We start from the raw sequence: 20,230 nt of genomic DNA on the forward strand, positions 1-20,230 counted from the left end.
TGTTTTAGAACTGCCAGCGAATACCTCCCATCATGTTGAAACGACGGGCATTGTATCCAACCAAATCAAAATAACTTTGATCGGTTATGTTCCGCACATCAACATAAACGGAGAATTGTTTGGTCAGTTTATAGTTCGCATATAGGTCAAGATTATAATAGGATTTCAGATCCGCCACCTCTGTACTGAAGGTGCTTGAATTGTAAAACAAATCCTGCCGTTTGTCTACCCAACGATAATTCACACCAACATAGAATGCATCCGTTAACTGATACCCGATATTGAAATTCACATTGTTCTTCGGACGACGGTACAAATTAAAATAACTGGTATCCTTTCCGCTTATGGTAGACGTATTCAGTTCTCCGTTTACATAAGTATAATTAGCTGTAATGGTCAGTTTGGAAATGGGTTTCCAGCTTGCTTCCAGTTCCAGTCCGCGATCAGCTTGTTTATCACCATTCTGATATTGTCCATAGGGAGGTACAGTTAATGGCGCAAATAGAATTATATCTTTAATCGTTCTTCTGAAATAAGTAGCTCGTACAAATAGCTGATTGTTTTTGCTGCTGAATTGTATTCCCAGTTCCTGCTGCTGTGAACGCTCCGGTTCCAATGCCGTATTCCCATATTCACTGGCCAGATTATATACAGATGGCGCACGAAATGCAGAACCTGCTGAAGCAAAAATCTTCAGTTGTTTTATAGGCGAATAATAAGGATTCAATGAGTACGTCAGTGCATCTCCAAAATCCTGGTGCTGCGTAAAACGTCCGCCCATCTCAATACCAAAACGATTGTCTTTATGCAGATGCCCCGATACATAGGCACTCATCATACTTGCTTCCAGTGAATCCTTGCTCAAACTGCTGCCAAATCCGCCAAAATCAGTGGCGATATCTGCCTGGTTGCGACGGTAATCTACCCCTGCAAGCAAACTCAGATTTGAATTGATGGTTGAGTTCAGGTACGCTTCTGCAAAAAATGAATTGCCTTTATAATTTCCACTGGACGGATCAAAGTCATTTGGTCCAACCGGATTGTTTATCGGATCACGATAATCCCGGTTCACCAGATTGTAATTGCTGTGTACAACAAATTGTCCCTTTGGTAATTGCAAAATAGATTTAAGCCCAATTACCTGCTGGCGATTAAATACGGTTCTGTTTTTATCATCTTCAAATGCGGCATCATCAATATCCGTTTTATAATCACTGAACTGATAATAACCCTGCACCTTCCATTGTTTTGTTGCCTGAAGTCCAACTGATAGATTTAATACATTCTGTTTAAATCCGTCTTTATCAAATCCGGCACCTCCGCTTGCATCATGTGCTGCTGAAAATCCACCTGATTGCAATCGGCTATACTGCGCACTGTAATTCAGTTTGCCTTTTTGTCCGTCTATTCCAAGATTGCCTTTATAGGTATTGAAACTTCCCGCTGCCAGCTGTCCATTGATGCCAATGGCCTTGTTGGCAGTGCTTTTTTTTGTGATAATATTGATTACGCCGGCTACCGCATCTGATCCATATAAAACGGATTGCGCGCCTTTCAAAATTTCAACCCGCTCAATCTGATCAATTGAAAAATGATTGATGTCAAATTCAATGGAGATTCCTGATGCATCCGTTACCGGCATTCCATCTATCAGGATCAATGTATTGGCGCTGCCGGAACCTCTTAAATAAACAGAAGGCACTGTGCCCAAATTATTTTGTGCTCCTGCCAGAAATAAACCGGCCTGTTCATTGAGTACCTGTGCCAGTGTTCTGCCTGCATTCTGTTCCAGTGTTGCCCGGTTAATGACCAAAACCGACTTACCCGTACTGCTTTGTTTTTGCGAAATTTTGTTGGCGGTTACCACCACTTCATCAAGGGGCGAAGGAAGACTGTCTGTACTTACCTGCTGACTCCATAGGGGGCTGCTGCATACTGTAGCAGCCACTAAAATCCATGTTCTTTTCATGTTGTTGAAAAAAGATTTTGTGACTGCTTCCGGAAATGAGGGTAGAAATATAAATGGCTGGATAACCGGCCCTTTACATCCCTGCTTTTCTCCCGAAAGCGGAATATGATTGCTGTACATGGCAGGTCTTCTGGCTCGTTTACTGGAGATCCCCTTCCCATCCGCCTTCGCTAAAGCATAGGCGGACAGTGGTTCTGGATCTTCAGGAGGATGATATACATCCCATTAACATTACAGCTACGGGGATAGCGCCGGGATTAACCGGACTTCCCTTTTAATCCTCATCAACCGGCGAAGCCGGCATCAGGGGAACCATTTACGCCGCGAAGATAGTTTTTTTCTTTACTGAACCCGGATGCCCGTAAAATAGTTTCTCCTTGCCGCAGCATTGTAGTACCGTCCGCCTACTGCATTGATATCATTTCCCAAACTATAGTTTTGATTCAACAGATTGTCGGCACCGGCAAACCAACTAATGGCTCCGGTATTCCCTTTTTTACTGGTCATTTTATAAAGAACAGCTCCCAGTTTTGCGCCAACCAACTGGTAGGCTTTCGCTTTAGCAGAATTGGCATCATTTAAAAAAATCGGATCAACATACTGATAGGTCAGATGTATATCCGCTTTTTGAAAAACCTGCAGGTCTAGTCCCGCAGCAACCGTTTGCCTCGCTATGCCGGGTATTCGATTGCCGCTGTAATCTGCTTCAATTTGGGTGAAATCACGGTATTGAAAAGGATGATAGGTATAACTGAACCAGGGCTGCCAGCTAAAATTCGGGTGTTGTTTTAAAGGAGAATACCTGGATGCCAGTTCAATTCCCCACTGACGGGTGCTTCCTGCATTGGTGAAAAAATCGGCTCCACTGGCATCCCTTCTCTGTACGATGGCATCCTTCAACTGAAAGTAAAAAATATTGGCATCCAGCCAAATCCGTTGTTTTGCTACACGTCCCCTGAATCCCAATTCATAATTCCAGCCATATTCAGCCTGCAGATTGGTATTTATTACACTGGTCGATGGCAATAATTCCGAACTGGTGGGTGGTGAAAATCCTTTGGCTGCCAGCGCATAAACAGTAAAAGTGTTTAGTTTACGGGCGATGGAAATCCTGGGCGCCCATTCCGCCTGCCCGCTGCTGGTAAATGCATAATTGGGTACCACCGATTCCCGGATAATACGGATGGTATTATTGTTGAAACTGATACCGGCACTGATCTCCCAATTGGAATCGGGTTTCCATTGCGCCTGCCCAAATACCAGTGCGTTCACCGGTGTTAAGGCATCTGAACTTTGAAGCGTATCCTGCTCGCCACCCCGGTTTCCAAATACATTTACCTGATAATATCCTTTCTGCCATTCTGCTCCTGCAGAAAAATCCAGACTGCCGGATGATAGTGGTACCGTATAACCAATTAATGCTCTTGTGCCAAAAGAGGGTTCCGTTCTTCTTTCGAAATTCCGGATAGTAGGATTTGTGATCCTGTTATACATGCCGTATAAGGTAGCTTCTAAACGCAATCTGGTAAACGGCGTGTACACTTGTTGTACTCCTCCATAAAATGATTGCTGATAAATAGTAGCTTTTGCATCCTGCGCAGAAGGGAAGGGGCCACCCGCCGGCCTGGCCTGTTTTGGATCTGCCTGATATTGGGCCAGTGTGAGTCCGCCGGGTGTCTGGTATTCCAGATCACTGTACAAAACAAGCGTACTTATCTTGTAATTCTCCGTTATTGCCTGCTTGTTTTGCCAGCTGATAAAATTCCGTCGCATGGAACTATGTTCGCGATAACCGGATGCCTGCTGATGATGCAGTTGAATTCGGTTGTACTTATCTGTTGTGCCGGTTAATACTTGTGCATCGGCCTGAAATAATCCATTGCTGCCTCCGAGTACTGTTACCCGAAAAGGAATGGTTCCAATAACCTTACTACTGCCTGTTGCCAGTAGTGCGCCTCCCGATCCTGCTCCATATACTGATGCCGCAGGTCCGCGTAATACTTCCATCTGTTCAAAGGCAGCAGGCGCAAATAAATTCAGATACGTATTCCCACCCGGATCTGTAATCGGGAATTGTTCATAATAAAAACGAACATTTCTTACACCAAAAGGAGAGCGGAGTGAACTGCCTCTTATGGCCATCCGATAACTGCCGGGCGAACGTTCCTCCATGCGCACACCGGGCAACGCATTCATGGCAGCAATTGAACTGCCGGGTGAATACCGGTTCCACTCTGTACTGCCAGCAATGGAAATGGCTGCAGGTACGGAAGCTAAGGGACTCCGTTGCACAAAACCCTGTACCATTACAGAATCTAACTGAGTACGGGGCAGAGTATCGGTTGCCGGCAACTCATTCATCTGGATGCCGATGGTTGTAAAAAGTAAAAGCAGGTTCATTTTTTATTTGCCGGCTAGGCTTTTGGATTTATATTGGGTAAAGATCGGGACTAACATGCAAAACAACACAGGCAAATCCAATCAGTTGAGATTGTTTGATCTCACCATGATTGTAGTGGGACTGGTAATTGGAATGGGAATTTTTCGCACGGCCACAGATGCAGCAAGTGCTTCACTCACCCCAACCATTTATTTTGCAGCCTGGATTACCGGTGGAATAATAGCCTTATGCGGAGCACTTACCTATGCAGAAATCGGATCCCGTTATCCGGTAACCGGCGGCTATTATAAAATTTTTGCAGCCTGTTATCATCCCTCCATCGCCTTTGCCATCAATTGTATTATATTAATTTCAAATGCAGCTTCACTGGCTGGGGTAGCGCTGATTGGTAGTGAATATCTCTCCCAATTGATCTTTGCCGAACCTGCAAGCGACCTGGTAAAATCGCTGATCGCGATGTCGGCAATTGTGGTTTTTTATTTTGTGAACCTGGCCGGCTTACGCATGAGTTCCCAAACGCAGAACGTACTGATGCTGATTAAAATAGCCATGGTACTTGTTCTCATCTGCGCTCTCTTCTTCCCCGGCGCCCCAACTTCCGCTCTCCCTTCTCCTCTCTCCCCTTCCCCTTCCTCCTTCTCCTCTCTCCTTTCTTCCTTCGGTATTGCCTTAATTGCCGTTTCCTTCACCTATGGTGGATACCAGCAATCTATCAATTTTGGTGATGAAGTGAAAGATGCGAGAAAAACAATTCCCCGTGGAATATTTATTGGCATCCTGATGATAATAGGGCTTTATCTGCTGGTGCAGATGGCCTATGTACATATAATCGGATTTGAAGAATTGAAAACAACCCGTGGCATTGCAGCTGTAGTGGCGGAAAAAATGTTTGGACCTATTGGGAAAACAATTTTCACCATGTTGCTTTTTCTGGCTGTACTGGCTTATGTAAATGTTTTGTTGTTAAGTAATCCAAGAGTCATGTTTGCCATGAGCATGGATGGAATTCTTCCGAAGATTTTTGCAAGCACCAATGAAAAACGCGGCGTATTAACCGTTAGTCTGACCGTGTTTGCGGCTATCTGTATTGTAGTATTATTTTTTGCCAATACATTTGAAAAAATACTTGGCTTTACGATATTCCTGGATTCAATCGGCATGGCCACTTCTGCAGCAACTATCTTTATACTTCGGAAAAGAACGAAAAATCTGGATGGCACCGGTATTTATACCATGAAATTGTATCCGCTGCTGCCCCTCGTATTTATGGCAGCTTATACTTTTGTTGGAATCAGTATTGCCATCAATACTCCGGTGCTGGCAATGACCGGATTGGCTGTATTTGGTGCTTTTCTGGGAATTTATTTTCTGGTTGTTCGTAAAAAATAATTCGATCACTAATGGATAAAATGGATCTCTCTTATATAATAAATGAACTTGGCGAGGATCGGGAACTGTATTTTAATGCAATGGCTCCTCCCATTATGCAAACAAGCAATTTTGTGTTTCGCAAGGTGGATGCATTGTCTCGGGCCTTTGAAGATGAAATGAGCGGATTTTTATACAGCAGGGGCCTGAATCCCACAGTAGATATCCTGCGAAAAAAACTGGCGGCACTGGATGGGGCCGAGGATTGCCTGGTACTGAACAGTGGTGCCGCCGCCATATTTGCTTCCGTGCTGGCGAATGTAAAAGCAGGAGATCATATCGTTTCCGTTCGAAAGCCCTATACCTGGGCCGAACGCTTGTTTTCTGTTTTGCTTCCCCGGTTCGGCATAACAACAACCTATGCGGATGGGGGAGAAGCGGCCGATTATGAAGCCGTGCTTCAACCGAATACCCGCCTGATTTATCTGGAAACACCCAATAGCTGGACCTATGCCATACAGGATTTACAAGGCATTGCGGAACTTGCGAAGTCCCGAGGCATCATCACCATAGTAGATAACAGTTATTGCACACCGATTTACCAGCAACCCATTGCATTGGGTATTGACCTGACTATTCAGTCGGCAACAAAATATATTGGTGGCCATTCGGATACGGTTGCCGGTGTAATAACTGGTTCCACTGCGCTTATCAGAAAAATTTTTGAAAATGAATACCTTACCGTGGGCAGCGGAATCCAGCCTTTTAATGCCTGGTTATTGTTGAGAGGCTTGCGGACCCTGCCCATGCGGCTGGAGCAGGTGACGCAGACCACCCGACGGGTGCTCGATTACCTGAAAAGCCATCCCAAAGTGGAAGCCACTCTTTTCCCGCTGGATCCGGATTTTCCCGACTATGAGCGGGCGAGGAAACAGATGCAGGGAGCCTGCGGTTTGCTGACATTTATTTATAAAACGGATTCCAGAGCGGAGATTGTCGGCTTTTGTGAGGCACTGCAGCATATCTTCATGGCGGTTAGCTGGGGCGGACATGAAAGTCTGATCATTCCCCGATGTGCAGGTATTGATCCGGCACATTTTCGGCCGGAGAAAAAAGAACACCGGATGCTTCGGTTATACGTGGGACAAGAATCGGCCGATTACCTGATTGCGGATCTGGAGCAGGCATTTCTTTCCGCAACTGGTGGTTGATGGGGAGTTTTTTCACGATAATTATATAACCGGTCGGGTAGGAGCCATTGAATTCTTTATTTTTAACCCCTTAACCATTGTACATGTTATTTTTTAAACGGTTATCCTATTGTTTATTTTTCGGTTTGGGGCTGGTTCAGGAAAGTCAGGCACAAGAAGGCCCGTGGGATCTAAGGCGATGTGTGGAATATGCCATTGCCAATAATATTTCCACCAAACAGGCAGATGTTCAACGCAGAATCAGTGAGTTGTTATACCAGCAGGGTAAAAAGGCCAGAATCCCGACAGCTGATTTTAATACCAATACCGGGTATCAGTTTGGCAGGTCAATTGACCCAACTACCAACCTCTTTACCAATCAGCAGTTATTGTTTCAGGGATTTCAGTTCAATACCAATGTAACCATCTTCAACTGGAACCGGATCACCAATAATATGCTGGCTTCCAAATTTGAAGCAGAAGCTGCTTTGGCAGATGTTGAAAAGAATAAAAATGATCTGGCGCTGAATGTGGCAACCGCCTATCTGACGGCTTTATTATCTAAAGTGCAGGTGGATATAGTGGAAGTGCAGGTAAAGCAGAGCGCGAGTCAGCTGAATGATACCCGCAAACGGGTGGAAGCAGGTACATTGCCAGAATTGAATTCAGTTGATCTGGAAGCGCAACTGGCAAGAGATAGTTCATCGCTGATTACAGCACAGTCTACCTATGAGCTGAATCTGCTTTCGCTGAAAGCCTTACTGGCATTGGATGCGGGTGCTCCATTTGCAATAGCTGTACCTCCCGTTGATCGTATTCCGGTTGATCCGATTGCCGAACTGGAACCGGAATTGGTATATACGATGGCATTGCAGAACCAGCCGGTTATTAAAGCGAATGACCTCAGAAAAAAATCGCTTGAATACTCCATTAAGGCAGCTAAGTCGAATTTGTATCCCAGCTTCTTTGCATTTGGCGGACTGGCATCCAACTTTGCGAGTTCGAACAGGAAAATTACCGGTGCAAATTTTTTGGGATATAATCCACCTAACCCATCAAATGGAGCAGTTACAGTAAATGGAGATGTTATTCCATTGCAGTCGCCCAATATACAGATTCAGCAGGGGAATAAAAGTTTTGGTGAGCTCTGGGAAGGCTGGGGTACGCAGATGTCCAATAACTTCCGTCAGAATATCGGAATTGGTATCAGTATTCCTATTTTGGGAGGCTGGCAGGCAAGAACCAATTATCAACAATCGAAATTGAACCTGGCAAATGCAAACTTAATTATTGAACAGGGCAACCTTAATTTGAAATCCAGTATTTATAATGCGTATACAAGTGCTGTTGCAGCTATGCAAAAATTTAATGCAGCCAGAAACAGTGTGAATGCGGCTGAACGATCTTATAATTTTACCCTGCGTCGATATGAACTCGGCTTATTATCCACCCTTGAACTCATCACCTCCCAAACCAATCTTACCCGTTCCAAAATCGATATGGTGAATGCCCAGTTCGATTATGTTTTCAGAATGAAAGTATTGGAGTTCTATAAAGGACAGGGAATTAAATTATAATTACAAGATATACTACACATATGAATAAGAAATTAGTATGGATTCTGGTTGGCGTGCTGGTACTGATCGGTGGATTGTTCGCTATGAAACAGGCCGGAATCATCGGCGGCGAAGAAGGCATCAAAGTGACTACGGAAAAAGTAGCCAAACGCACCATCATTGAAACAGTAAATGCCAGCGGTAAAGTGTATCCGGAAGTGGAAGTGAAAGTGAGTTCCGATATATCCGGAGAAATTGTTGAACTGATGGTGGAGGAAGGAGACAGTGTTCGCAAAGGGCAGGTACTGGCGAAAATTTTCGCTGATATCTATTTAACCCAGCGTGATCAGGTGGCTGCCAGTGTTCGTCAACAGCAGGCAATTGTGGAAAACAGCGAGGCTCAGTTGAATGCCTTGCAGAGTGCCCTTAATCAGGCAGAAGCGCAGTTTCGCAGACAGGAACAACTGATGAAAGAAAAAGTGATTTCACGCGCCGAATTTGAGCAGGCAGAAAATGCCTTTAATACGGCAAGAGCCAATTACAATGCAGGTTTGCAAACAATCAATGCAAATAAAGCATCTGTTGCAAGTACAAGAGCCAATCTGGAAAGTGCCAATAAAAACCTGGGAAGAACTACGATTCTTGCTCCTATGAATGGAGTGGTTTCCCTGATGGCGGTGAAGAAAGGAGAACGTGTGGTGGGTACCGCACAAATGACCGGTACAGAAATGATGCGGGTGGCTGATATGGATAAAATTGAAGTGCGCGTGGAAGTGGGTGAAAATGATATTCCAAAAGTTCATTTGGGTGATTCTGCGCTGGTTGAAATTGATGCCTATAACGCACGGAAATTCAAAGGAATTGTTACGCAGATTGCAAGCAGTAGTAAAGCACTTTCATCCGCAACGGCAACTGCTGTTACCAATGATGTCACCAACTACGAAGTAAGGATTCGTTTACTGAAAGAATCTTACCAGGATTTGCTGGATCCATCCCGTCCGAAAAGTTTTCCTTTTCGTCCGGGTATGAGTGCAAGTGCCGATATTCAAACCAAACGCAAACTCGATGTACTGGCAGTTCCCATCAATGCGGTTACCACCAGAGAAAAAGATTCCGATAAAGCAGTGAACGAAACAAGAACCTCTACTGCCGAAAGTGGAGAGAATGAGAACAATAAGGAAGATCGTCGCTCCATCAGTTCCGAGCTGGATGAAGTTGTATTTGTTTTAGAAGCTGATAAAACCACTGTTAAACGGGTAAAGGTTCGCACCGATATCCAGGACATCACTTATATTGAAATATTAAGTGGTTTAAAAGAAGGTGATGAAGTAATAACAGGGCCTTATTCTCTTGTTTCAAAGACACTAAAGAATAAGGATAAAGTGAAGGTGGTGAAAAAGGAAGAGCTCTTCGAAACGAAAAAATAATCAACATGCGGCTGGGTATTATCGGTAGTGGCAGCTGGGCAACGGCACTGGCCAAGATCGTTACGGATAATGGGAATACGATCCAGTGGCTGGTTCGGAGTGAAGCCATTCGTCAGCATCTGCTGCAGCGAAAACATAATCCGAATTATCTTTCTTCTGCGAGTTTTGATATACAGCGGCTGCAATTGCATACCTCAATAGTAGAAATGGTAGCCGCATCTGATTGCCTTGTGGTAGCTGTCCCATCTGCTTATATCGTTGATACGTTTAAAGAGCTGGATCCTGCTGCTTTGGAGGGCAAACTGCTGGTGTCGGCAGTGAAGGGCATGGTGCCGGATAAAAATATCCTGCTGAATGAATGGTTATTGCAGCGGTTTAATTTTCCGCTCTCATCCTACTTTACATTAATGGGGCCCTGTCATGCGGAGGAAGTGGCGCGTGAACGGCTGTCTTATCTCACATTTTCCGGAGTTTCGGAAGAGCGCGCTTTTGAAGTTGCTTCCTATTTCAAAACCTGGTACATCAACACCATTGTGAATGCCGATGTGCTGGGGGTTCAATATGCCGCGATTCTCAAAAACATTTATGCCCTTGGTGCAGGTATTGCACATGGACTGGAATACGGCGATAATTTCCAAAGTGTTTTCATTGCGAATTGTGCCGACGAGATGGCCGCTTTTTTGAAGAAAGTGGGCGTTCAGCGCATGGAAGTGGGCTCGCATCAGGGCGAGGATCCTGTAACACATAAGAAAGATGCCAATTATGCGGCTTCTGTTTACCTGGGCGATTTACTGGTAACCTGTTATTCTCTGTATAGCCGCAACCGGACCTTCGGTAATATGATAGGGAAAGGCTATTCCGTTATAAGTGCACAACTGGAAATGAATATGGTGGCCGAGGGGTATAATGCAAGCCGGAGTATACAGGTAATCAACCAAACCATTCAGGCAGATATTCCAATTGCTTCCGCCATCTATCGCATCCTTTGGCAGCAACTTTCCCCCGCCGCCGGTTTCGAGTTAATTGAGGAAGTATTGATTTAGACGTCAGACAGGTGTTGGGACGCTGTTAGAGATGTGTCAGACAGGTGTTGGTACTGTGTTAGATTTATGTTAGAGCGATGTTCTAACATACCGGCATCAGGAGCCAGAATCCTTTCCCGCAAAATAAAGCCAGCCCTGACGTATCAGGACAATCGCCAATAAAATCAGCATGGCCGAACCGTATATGGAAAAACTAACCGGCATACAATTAAAGATACGCATTTAAACGTCAGACAGGTGTTAGGACATTGTTAGATTAGGTGTCAGACAGGTATTAGGATAGTGTTCTAACATGTATCTGACACCTCTCTAACAGCGTCCTAACACCTGTCTGACACCTAAAACAGGTAACCCGCAATACCATCCGCAAATAAACGACCCTCATCTGTCAACCGTACCCAACCCCCAGACACCAATAAGCGCTCGCTTCCCTCCGCACGCACCAGTGTACGATACCCCTCCACCCGACTAAGCAACCCCTCCACAGCAGCCTCCCCAAAAGCCTCCTCAAAATATTCCAGCTCCAACCCCTCCGCCGTACGCAAGGATGTCATAATATACTCATGTCGCCGATTCTCCTCTGTCAACTCCTCCTGCTCATGAAATTCACCATCACCCTGCAATGCTTTTATATACAACGCATTATTCGAAACATTCCATCTCCGAAACCGACCATCAAAAGAATGTGCACCCGGACCCACACCCAAATACGCATCCCCTCTCCAATAAGCACTATTGTGCCGGCTCCGCCACCCCGGCAAGGCAAAATTGGAAATTTCATACTGCTCATAACCCGCAGCCCGCAGCTCCTCCATCAAAATCAAAAACTGCCTGCTCTGCTGCTCCGGATCCGTATCCGGCATCCGCTTAGTTTTCACCATATGCGCCAACGCCGTTTTCTCTTCCACCGTCAACGCATAACAGGACAAATGCGGCACTCCAAAAGCAAGCGCCTGACCAATATTTTCCAACCAGGCCGCATCACTCAGTCCCGGTGTGCCATAAATAAGATCAATACTGTAATTTTCAAACCCCGCTTCCTGTACCCATTCAATTCCCCGCTTCGCTTCCACCGCAGAATGCGCCCGGTTCATCCAATCTAAATCCGCCTGGTGAAAAGATTGTACACCAATACTCAACCGGTTAATCCCCGCCTGCCGCCAAACAGCCAGCAATTCCAAACTCAAATCATCCGGATTCGCTTCCAGTGTGATTTCCGCGCCCACTGCCAAATTCACCTCCGCCCGAATCACCTCAAGCAACCCCAGCAACTCCGCTTCCGTTAACAGAGATGGCGTACCCCCTCCCAAATAAACAGTCTGCACCTCCTGTCCATTCAACTCCCCCGCACGCAACAATAATTCCTTTCTGATTGCAGCAATCAATGCAGGCTTGCTCTCTAATTGGGTGGAAAAATGAAAGTTGCAATAATGACAGGCCTTGCGGCAAAAGGGGATATGTATATAAATTCCGGCCAAAGTGTAAGTTGACCGGCAAAGTTAATCCAGTTCGTGCAATTCAGATTGCTGGCAAAGCGTTATTTTAACGGCGTGATGAAGGGTATCTTATTTATGCGATCGAACCGGCTCATGGGGATTTTTCTCCTTGCCTTTTTCGTATGGACTAATAAGTTGATCGCACAGGCACCAACACAAAATCCGCATCGCCTCGAAATCAAACTCACTGATTCCGACTCCAACCGCCTCTCAACCCTGCAACTTAAATCCGGTTTCCCAACCAGACCGCTCTGTTTAAATTATGTATCATCCCTTGATTCTCTACTCGCTCTAAAGGGATTTGCCGCCGCATCTGTAGACAGCGTCCGTGAATCTGACTCGCTTACCATCGCCTACCTCTACCTGGGAGAACAATTTCAATGGGGACAAATCAAAATCGCCGGTTTATCAGCCAATGAATTATCCGAAGCAGGTGTCCGGATGGACACATCCTCCAACCTGCTAATCCTCACACCAACTCTACGAAAACGTTCTGCCAATAATCCAGCCGGCGCTTTCTTTTCAACCCGACAACTTGAAAAAATCCAACAGCAAATTCTGGAATACCTGTATAATCATGGCCACCCCTTTGCCTCGATTCAATTGGATAGCCTGGCAGTTCAGCCATCCGATCAGACCAGCTCAACCATTAATGGAAAACTAACCATAACCAAAGGCTTGAATTACACACTGGATAGTATTCAGGTAAACGGAAAGGCAAGTATATCCGAAAATTTTCTGCATCGCTACCTCGATCTTCCAAAAGGTATGCCCTTTCAAAAAACAGCCTTCAATACGGTCTCCATCCGCCTCAGAGAATTGCCCTACCTCCAGGAAAACAAACCCTGGGCACTGCGTTTTGGTGGAAACGGAGCCATCCTCGATCTCTTTCTCGAACCCAAAAAAAGCAGCCAGATCAATGTATTACTCGGACTCCTGCCCACCACCAACAGCACAGGCGAAAATAAATTTCAGGTTACCGGTGAAGCCAATCTGAATCTCAAAAACGCATTGGGTAACGGAGAAACAATCGGCGTTAACTGGCAACAATTACAAGTTCAGTCGCCGCGATTAAATCTTATGTTTCAACAACCCTATCTTTTTGGATCCGCCTTCGGTATCAGCACCCAATTCGATCTCTTCAAAAAAGACAGTTCCTTTTTAAACATCAATGCGCAATTGGGAATTCAATATGCTGTATCCGCAAGGCAAACCGGAAAAGTATTCCTCCAGTTGTTCAGAACCAACCTGGTGAATGTTGATACCAACCGGATCAAAGCTTCGAAACGCCTGCCCAACGATATTGATATGAGTATCGTAAACCTGGGTGTTGATTACGAATTATACACCACCAACTACCGGCGTAACCCAAGAAAAGGCTGGGAACTCTACGGATCCGTAACAGCGGGCACCCGTACCGTCAAAAGAAATAATGCGGTACTGGATATCAAGGATCCTACTTTCAATTATGCCTCCCTTTATGATACCATTGACCTCAAAAGCTATCAGTTCAAGATCAAAGCCCGACTGGCAAAATTTTTACCAATCGGAAAGCAGGCCACTATTCAGCTGCTGGCAAATGGTGGCTGGGTGCAAAGCCCCTCTTTGTTCCGAAATGAATTGTTTCAAATTGGCGGTTATAAACTGATGCGGGGATTTGATGAGGAAAGCATCTTCGCTTCCCGCTACCTGGTGAATACGGTTGAATATCGTTACCTGGTCGGAATCAATTCCTATTTTTTCGGATTCGCTGATTATGGATTTACCTCCAGTAAAAGCTCCATCGGACAAAGCCGCAACAGCCTGTTTGGGGCGGGATTAGGAATCGCATTCGAAACCGCAGCCGGATTCTTCAACCTCTCCCTGGCTGCCGGCAAACGGGATGATAATCCATTTAATCTCCGGCAAACGAAGATTCACTTGGGCTATGTGAATTATTTCTAAATTGCAGCCTGTTCATGATGCGTATACTTCTCCCTCTGTTTGTTTGCTGCCTGCTCTTACTGATCAGCCCATTGCGGGCACAGGACAGTTTGCAGAAAATAATTCCGGATAGCCTGCCTCAGGTTGTCCCGGTAGCTCCTGCCACTCCCGCACCCTGGATACCCATCGATTTTTCCACCACCGGATATTATAAAGTGCTTCAGTCACATCCCTACCTGAATTTTTCTGCAGAAGGTGTTTACCGAACCATTCAACCTAAAACAGCAAAAGGAAAGGACGGAATTTTTTATCTCTTATTGGGATTGCTGTTCCTGCTGGCACTTGTTAAAGCAAGTTTCGGACGCTACCTGGAAAATATGTTCAAGGTTTTTTTCCGTGCTTCCCTCAAAGCCAAGCAGATAAGGGAGCAATTGTTGCAGACACCCCTAGCCAGTCTGCTGCTGAATATTCATTTTGTTGCTGCCGCCGGGCTCCTGGCCAGTTTCATTCTGCATGAACAGCAGGCAAATCCAGATGACCCCGGTTTCTGGCGCCTGTACCTGTATTCCGTTATTGCAATCGCCCTTATTTACCTGGGGAAAAACTTTATACTCAAATTCCTCGGCTGGAGTCTGCGGATGACAGATACCATTGATACCTATATTTTTATCGTTTTTCTCTGCAACAAAGTGCTGGGGATTTTCCTGTTGCCTCTGCTTATGCTGATTGCCTTTGCAGGAGAACCCCTGGCAACCATTGCCCAAACCCTTTCCTATGTTTTGGTAGGGGTAATTTTCATATATAGGTACACCAGTGCCTATGGATTTATTACCCGGGAACTTAGAGCGAGTCGTTTCCACTTTTTTTTATACCTTTGTGCCTTCGAAGTAGCACCCTTACTGTTGATTTATAAGGTGTTAACGAAATTAGTGTAGGTGTTAATTAACTTTAAGAACATTTAGCTTAAGAAAAAATGCTAAAGAACGAGGCTAAGAAGGGAGCCGGAGCTCCTGCAATCAAGAAAATCCTGATCACCCAACCGAGGCCTGAAAGTGACAAATCTCCCTACTTTGAACTGGGTAGGAAATTTGGCGTGACTTTAGACTTTCATCCCTTCATCAGTTTGGAGGGAATCCCCTCAAAGGATTTCAGGAAACAAAAAATTGACATCGCACAATATTCTGCGGTCATTTTTACCAGCAGAAATGCCATCGATCATTTCTTTCGCATTTGTGAAGAAATGAAAGTGAATGTGTCGCAGGATACCAAGTATTTCTGTATCACAGAGGCAGTTGCCCTCTATCTCCAGAAATTTATTCTCTACAGAAAAAGAAAAGTGTTTTATGGTGCCGATGGCTCTAATAAAAGCATGTTTGATGTAGTGAATAAACACAAAGAGAATGAAACCTTTCTCTATCCCTGTTCCGAGAATCAACAGGACAACGATATCGTGAGCTGGCTGAAAGCACATAAATGTGAATTTGCTACTCCCTTCATGTATCGCACCATCTCCAATGATCTCAAACCCATTCTGGGATCTCACCAGTATGATATCATTTGTTTTTTTACGCCAAGTGGAGTGAAAAGCCTGTTTGAGAACTATCCCAGTTTCCAACAAAACGGCACCCTGATCGGCGCTTTCGGCAGCAATACCTCCAAAGCGGTGGAAGAAGCCGGACTCGCACTTGATATTAAAGCACCCCAACCACAGGCACCCTCCATGGTAGCTGCCCTGGATCAGTTTTTGAGCGGGAAGAATAAGTGAGGTGAGAAGGTGAAAGGTGAATAAGTGAATGGTGCAAAGGCTCGGGAGGGTTTAAAAAGCGGTTGAACTACAAAGACCAAAAGCATCCCAAAATTTCCTCAACTTATATTTAGAACATGCCTAATTGGCACTCGATAAGTTGAATTGATTCGACGAGGCCGGTATGAAGCCGGGATGAGGTTTGGATGAAGCCAGGATGAATTTCGGTCCCTTCAGCAATAATTGGTTAATTTCTGTCGCATTCGCCCCGTCTCTTATGAACTTTTTCAATCTAACCAAAAAAACACCCTGCCAACCAGGCAGAAACTTCATATAACGAGTAGCAACCCCTTCAGAATTATAGGATCGGAGTTCCATGATGGTTTCATCCGAATTTCATTCGCGTTTCTTTAAGTAGCTTAGTGATTGTTCTATTCACCATTCACCTCCTCCCTCATGCCTAATCGATTAGCAAAAGAAACCAGCCCCTATCTACTGCAGCATGCACATAACCCGGTGGACTGGTATCCATGGGGCGATGAGGCGCTGAAGGCGGCCCGCAAAGCGGAAAAGCCTATACTCATCAGCATCGGCTATGCTGCCTGCCACTGGTGCCATGTAATGGAGCGGGAAAGCTTTGAGGACCCGGCAGTGGCAGCGCTCATGAATGAAAAGTTCATCAATATTAAAGTGGACCGCGAAGAGCGCCCTGATATTGACCATATTTACATGGATGCCCTCACTTCCATGACCGGAAGTGGAGGATGGCCCCTGAACCTATTTCTGACACCGGAGGGCAAACCTTTTTATGGAGGCACTTATTTTCCTCCGGCATCCTACCATAATTTACCTGCCTGGAAAGATGTGCTGGAAGGAGTTTCAAAAGCCTGGACAGAACGCCGCGAGGAAGTGGTTAACCAGGCCGAAAACCTGACAGCCCACCTTATACAGGCTAACCGAATCGGAGAAGAAGCCGGCACCGGTTTCCATCTGGATCAATTGAGCCAGATTGCCCTGGCATTGCTGAAAAATGCCGACAAAAAAGAAGGTGGCTTCGGTCGTCCACCCAAATTTCCCCAGACTTTTTCGATTGCCTACCTGCTTCGGTATGCTGCCCGGTATCTGGATAAACAATCCCGTTTCAACACCGGCAACCCTAAACCGGCAATTCCCGTATGGAAAGAGGGTGCAATGGAAACACCGGCTGAAGAAGCGCTTCAACATGCCCTGCTTAGTTTGGATAAAATGATCGCCGGGGGTATTTATGATCAGTTGGGTGGTGGATTTTCACGTTATTCCACCGATAACAACTGGCTGGTTCCGCATTTTGAAAAAATGTTATATGATCAGGCCCTGCTAATAAGTGTGCTGGCAGATGCTTACCAGCTTACCCGAAAACAGCTCTATGCCCAAACAATCCGGGAAACCGTTGAATTCCTGGAACGGGAAATGTTTTCCCCGGAAGGCAGTTTTTATGCTGCCCTGGATGCCGATTCGGAAGGAGAGGAGGGGAAATTTTACGTTTGGGAAAAGGGGGAAATGGAAGAAATTCTCGGAAAAGATGCTGCGCTGGCCTGTGATTGGCTCTCTGTATCGGAGGAAGGGAATTGGGAAGGAATTAACATATTGACAAAATCGCGCAGGTCTTCCGAATTGTTAGAAATGGGATATTGCAATGGAGATGCATTAATCCTGTCCGCTACCCTTGAAAGCATTCGAAGCAAATTACTGGAACATAGGGCGAAAAGAATCCGTCCGGGACTGGATGACAAGCAGTTAGTGAGTTGGAATGCGCTGATGAATACGGCATTGACCAAGTCATATGCTGCCACAGGTGAAAGCAGGTACAGACAACTGGCGGAACGGAACATGGAATGGATGCTGCGGGTTTTCCTTCAATCCGGAGATCAGTTGATGCATACCTACAAATCGGGAAAAGCACAGTTTCCGGGATTTTTGGATGATTATGCATATCTGGTACAGGCTTTGATTTATTTGCAGGAAATCACGGGCAGAACGGAATTATTAGAGCAGGCGAAAAAATTAACAGAAACTATACTAAGGGAATTCGGCTCGGATGACAGCCCCCTTTTTTATTATACCAATCAATTTCAGACAGATGTAATTGTCAGGAAAAGAGAAGTATACGATGGGGCACAGCCTTCCGGAAATTCCGTTATGGCGTTCAATCTCAGGTATTTAGGTATTGTGTTTGAGCGCAGAGACATGGTGGACAGGTCGGAAGCAATGGTGGCAGCAATGGCCGGGTCAGCGGTCCGGTATCCCGGATCTTTTGGAGGCTGGGCAATGGAATTGATGGGTTGGGTGGACGGATGTGCAGAAATAGTAGTGGTTGGACCGGATGCGGAATCACGCCGAATGGAAATATTGGCTAATTTTATTCCGTATAAAGTACTCCAATCCGCTACCCGGGAAAATGAAGCTTATCCGCTTTTGCGTCAAAAGCCCTCCGCCCCTGATACACTAATCTATCTATGCCAAAGCTATAACTGCCTTCGGCCGGAAGTCGCTGTTGATCGGATTTTGGACCAGATTTAGTTGTTATTGGTCTGAAAACAAGGTTTTTTGGCAAGATTTTATTGGAGGGTGGAACAATAATCCCCTTTTAAAGACCGTTAAATTTGTCACGGGAACAAGCAAAATCAGTTCCATGACGTAAAATATAAACTTGAGAAGCTGATGTTGACAAAACATTATATTTGCCCACTACCCTTTAATATTATGAAAATGAAAAACCTGTCCACGTTGTGCACGCTTGCAGCCGTATCTATGTTGGCAAGCTGCGGAATGTTTGGAAAAAACTCCAATAAGGGAGGATTACCAAACGATGGTCAGTTGCACGGCGTAGCGCCCGGCAACAAGTACTCTATGCCAAAACCTCCGGGAATGGTGTACATTCCACCCGGGACATTCCACATGGGTCCAAGCGATGAAGATGTCAACTATGCGTACACTGCCCGTAACAAGCAGGTATCCATCAATGGCTTCTGGATGGATGCCACTGAAATCACCAACAATGAATACCGTCAGTTCGTAAACTGGGTTCGGGATTCAACAGCTGCCAAGCTGATGGGATTTGTTAAAAATGTTGACGGGGTAGATCAGGTTGACTGGGCAAAAGCAAAAACCATCAAATGGGGTGATAAAGCCACTATCGAAAAAATTGATCAGTTGATTCTGTCACCTGAGAACAGGATTTTTGGTAAAAAAGAGCTGGACGCTTCCAAATTAGTCTATCATTCAGAAACCTTTGATAATAAAGAAGCTGCCAAGCGCGAAAACGCCGGTAAGCCTCGTTCTACCTTCATTTTGAAGAAAGACGTTAGAATCTACCCGGATACCCTGGTTTGGATTCGTGACTTCTCCTATTCTTACAATGAACCAATGACCAAGCGTTATTTCTCTCATCCTGCTTTCGGAAATTATCCGGTTGTAGGGGTTAGCTGGAGCCAGGCAACTGCCTTCTGCGAGTGGAGAACACATTTCCTGAATTCCTTCCTGGAAAGCAAGAAGCGTGCGCAGGAATCTGATTTCCGTCTGCCTACAGAAGCAGAATGGGAATACGCAGCCCGCGGTGGTCGCTCTCAATCAATGTTCCCATGGGGTAACTATTACCTGAGAAATAAAAAAGGATGTCTTCTGGCCAACTTCAAACCCGGCCGTGGTAACTATCCTGAAGACGGTGGATTCTATACCGTTCGTGCCGATGCATACTGGCCTAATGATTTTGGTCTGTATAATATGGCAGGTAATGTAGCAGAATGGACTTCTTCTCTCTACTACGAAGGTGGATACAATTTCCAGCATGATATGAACCCGGATATCCGTTACAACGCGAAGGATTCTGATCCTCCACGGATGAAACGTAAGGTATTACGTGGTGGTAGCTGGAAAGACGTAGGTTATTTCCTTCAAACCGGAACCCGCTCGTACGAATACCAGGATACGGCTAAATCGTATATCGGTTTCCGCTCTGTAATCGATCTTCCACCTACTCCGAGCAAAGGCAAAAAATAAGCGTATAGCAAATTTCTAAAGACAACATCTTACTGTATATTATTTGATTGAAAAATCGAACAGGCATTCTTATAT

Annotated in this window: 13 protein-coding genes and 1 riboswitch; of the genes, 10 read left to right on the forward strand and 3 right to left on the reverse strand. The window is 45.3% G+C overall.

Going from position 1 to position 20,230, the window contains the following annotated elements; all coding sequences use genetic code 11:
* Window positions 1–4 precede the first annotated feature (4 nt).
* Both B2746_RS14035 and B2746_RS14040 read right to left on the reverse strand, forming a co-directional pair.
* Window positions 5–1,969 (reverse strand): TonB-dependent receptor, encoded by a 1,965-nt coding sequence (locus tag B2746_RS14035; RefSeq protein ID WP_290795112.1) that lies wholly within the window; start codon window positions 1,967–1,969, stop codon window positions 5–7.
* A gap of 103 nt (window positions 1,970–2,072) precedes the next feature.
* Window positions 2,073–2,301: riboswitch (cobalamin riboswitch) on the reverse strand.
* Between the two features lie 10 nt (window positions 2,302–2,311).
* Entirely contained in the window at window positions 2,312–4,369 is a 2,058-nt protein-coding gene (locus B2746_RS14040; protein WP_290795114.1) for a TonB-dependent receptor, read from the reverse strand.
* A gap of 55 nt (window positions 4,370–4,424) precedes the next feature.
* On the opposite strand from B2746_RS14040, the gene B2746_RS14045 reads away from it, so the two are divergent.
* The 5 genes from B2746_RS14045 to B2746_RS14065 all read left to right on the forward strand — a co-directional run bounded on the left by B2746_RS14045 (window position 4,425) and on the right by B2746_RS14065 (window position 10,954).
* On the forward strand, window positions 4,425–5,759 hold the full coding sequence (locus B2746_RS14045) for an APC family permease (protein WP_290795116.1): 1,335 nt from the start codon (window positions 4,425–4,427) through the stop codon (window positions 5,757–5,759).
* A gap of 11 nt (window positions 5,760–5,770) precedes the next feature.
* Window positions 5,771–6,949 carry a trans-sulfuration enzyme family protein gene (locus B2746_RS14050; RefSeq protein WP_290795118.1) on the forward strand — a complete coding sequence of 393 codons (1,179 nt, stop codon included), beginning with the start codon at window positions 5,771–5,773 and terminating at the stop codon, window positions 6,947–6,949.
* An 83-nt stretch (window positions 6,950–7,032) separates the two neighbouring features.
* Complete coding sequence (locus B2746_RS14055) at window positions 7,033–8,505, forward strand: TolC family protein (RefSeq protein ID WP_290795119.1); 1,473 nt, start codon at window positions 7,033–7,035, stop codon at window positions 8,503–8,505.
* A 20-nt stretch (window positions 8,506–8,525) separates the two neighbouring features.
* Entirely contained in the window at window positions 8,526–9,911 is a 1,386-nt protein-coding gene (locus B2746_RS14060) for an efflux RND transporter periplasmic adaptor subunit (protein ID WP_290795121.1), read from the forward strand.
* Between the two features lie 5 nt (window positions 9,912–9,916).
* Entirely contained in the window at window positions 9,917–10,954 is a 1,038-nt protein-coding gene (locus B2746_RS14065; protein WP_290795124.1) for an NAD(P)H-dependent glycerol-3-phosphate dehydrogenase, read from the forward strand.
* Between the two features lie 338 nt (window positions 10,955–11,292).
* On the opposite strand, the gene hemW is transcribed toward B2746_RS14065, so the two are convergent.
* On the reverse strand, window positions 11,293–12,432 hold the full coding sequence (gene hemW / locus B2746_RS14070) for a radical SAM family heme chaperone HemW (protein WP_290795126.1): 1,140 nt from the start codon (window positions 12,430–12,432) through the stop codon (window positions 11,293–11,295).
* Window positions 12,433–12,465: 33 nt separating this feature from the next.
* On the opposite strand from hemW, the gene B2746_RS14075 reads away from it, so the two are divergent.
* The 5 genes from B2746_RS14075 (at window position 12,466) to B2746_RS14095 (ending at window position 20,155) form a co-directional block, all read left to right on the forward strand.
* Window positions 12,466–14,394, forward strand: a complete 1,929-nt coding sequence (locus B2746_RS14075; RefSeq protein ID WP_290795127.1) for a ShlB/FhaC/HecB family hemolysin secretion/activation protein — start codon at window positions 12,466–12,468, stop codon at window positions 14,392–14,394.
* 14 nt (window positions 14,395–14,408) lie between these two features.
* The gene (locus B2746_RS14080; protein WP_290795129.1) at window positions 14,409–15,308 is read left to right on the forward strand and encodes a DUF4271 domain-containing protein; all 900 of its coding nucleotides are present in this window, start codon (window positions 14,409–14,411) and stop codon (window positions 15,306–15,308) included.
* A gap of 38 nt (window positions 15,309–15,346) precedes the next feature.
* A complete protein-coding gene (locus B2746_RS14085) occupies window positions 15,347–16,138 on the forward strand; it encodes a uroporphyrinogen-III synthase (RefSeq protein ID WP_290795131.1) in 792 nt (263 codons plus the stop codon).
* Window positions 16,139–16,573: 435 nt separating this feature from the next.
* The gene (locus tag B2746_RS14090; RefSeq protein ID WP_290795134.1) at window positions 16,574–18,676 is read left to right on the forward strand and encodes a thioredoxin domain-containing protein; all 2,103 of its coding nucleotides are present in this window, start codon (window positions 16,574–16,576) and stop codon (window positions 18,674–18,676) included.
* Between the two features lie 189 nt (window positions 18,677–18,865).
* Window positions 18,866–20,155 (forward strand): SUMF1/EgtB/PvdO family nonheme iron enzyme, encoded by a 1,290-nt coding sequence (locus B2746_RS14095; RefSeq protein WP_290795136.1) that lies wholly within the window; start codon window positions 18,866–18,868, stop codon window positions 20,153–20,155.
* The last annotated feature ends 75 nt before the right edge of the window (window positions 20,156–20,230 follow it).

Source organism: Flavihumibacter sp. UBA7668, assembly GCF_002483205.1.
GTDB lineage: Bacteria > Bacteroidota > Bacteroidia > Chitinophagales > Chitinophagaceae > Flavihumibacter.

Excerpts from the sequence above, each read along its gene's own strand:
- B2746_RS14035 (WP_290795112.1), bottom strand. The coding sequence starts at position 1,969 with ATGAAAAGAACATGGATTTTAGTGGCTGCTACAGTATGCAGCAGCCCC.
- B2746_RS14040 (WP_290795114.1), bottom strand. The coding sequence starts at position 4,369 with ATGAACCTGCTTTTACTTTTTACAACCATCGGCATCCAGATGAATGAG.
- B2746_RS14045 (WP_290795116.1), top strand. The coding sequence starts at position 4,425 with ATGCAAAACAACACAGGCAAATCCAATCAGTTGAGATTGTTTGATCTC.
- B2746_RS14050 (WP_290795118.1), top strand. The coding sequence starts at position 5,771 with ATGGATAAAATGGATCTCTCTTATATAATAAATGAACTTGGCGAGGAT.
- B2746_RS14055 (WP_290795119.1), top strand. The coding sequence starts at position 7,033 with ATGTTATTTTTTAAACGGTTATCCTATTGTTTATTTTTCGGTTTGGGG.
- B2746_RS14060 (WP_290795121.1), top strand. The coding sequence starts at position 8,526 with ATGAATAAGAAATTAGTATGGATTCTGGTTGGCGTGCTGGTACTGATC.
- B2746_RS14065 (WP_290795124.1), top strand. The coding sequence starts at position 9,917 with ATGCGGCTGGGTATTATCGGTAGTGGCAGCTGGGCAACGGCACTGGCC.
- B2746_RS14080 (WP_290795129.1), top strand. The coding sequence starts at position 14,409 with ATGATGCGTATACTTCTCCCTCTGTTTGTTTGCTGCCTGCTCTTACTG.
- B2746_RS14085 (WP_290795131.1), top strand. The coding sequence starts at position 15,347 with ATGCTAAAGAACGAGGCTAAGAAGGGAGCCGGAGCTCCTGCAATCAAG.
- B2746_RS14090 (WP_290795134.1), top strand. The coding sequence starts at position 16,574 with ATGCCTAATCGATTAGCAAAAGAAACCAGCCCCTATCTACTGCAGCAT.
- B2746_RS14095 (WP_290795136.1), top strand. The coding sequence starts at position 18,866 with ATGAAAAACCTGTCCACGTTGTGCACGCTTGCAGCCGTATCTATGTTG.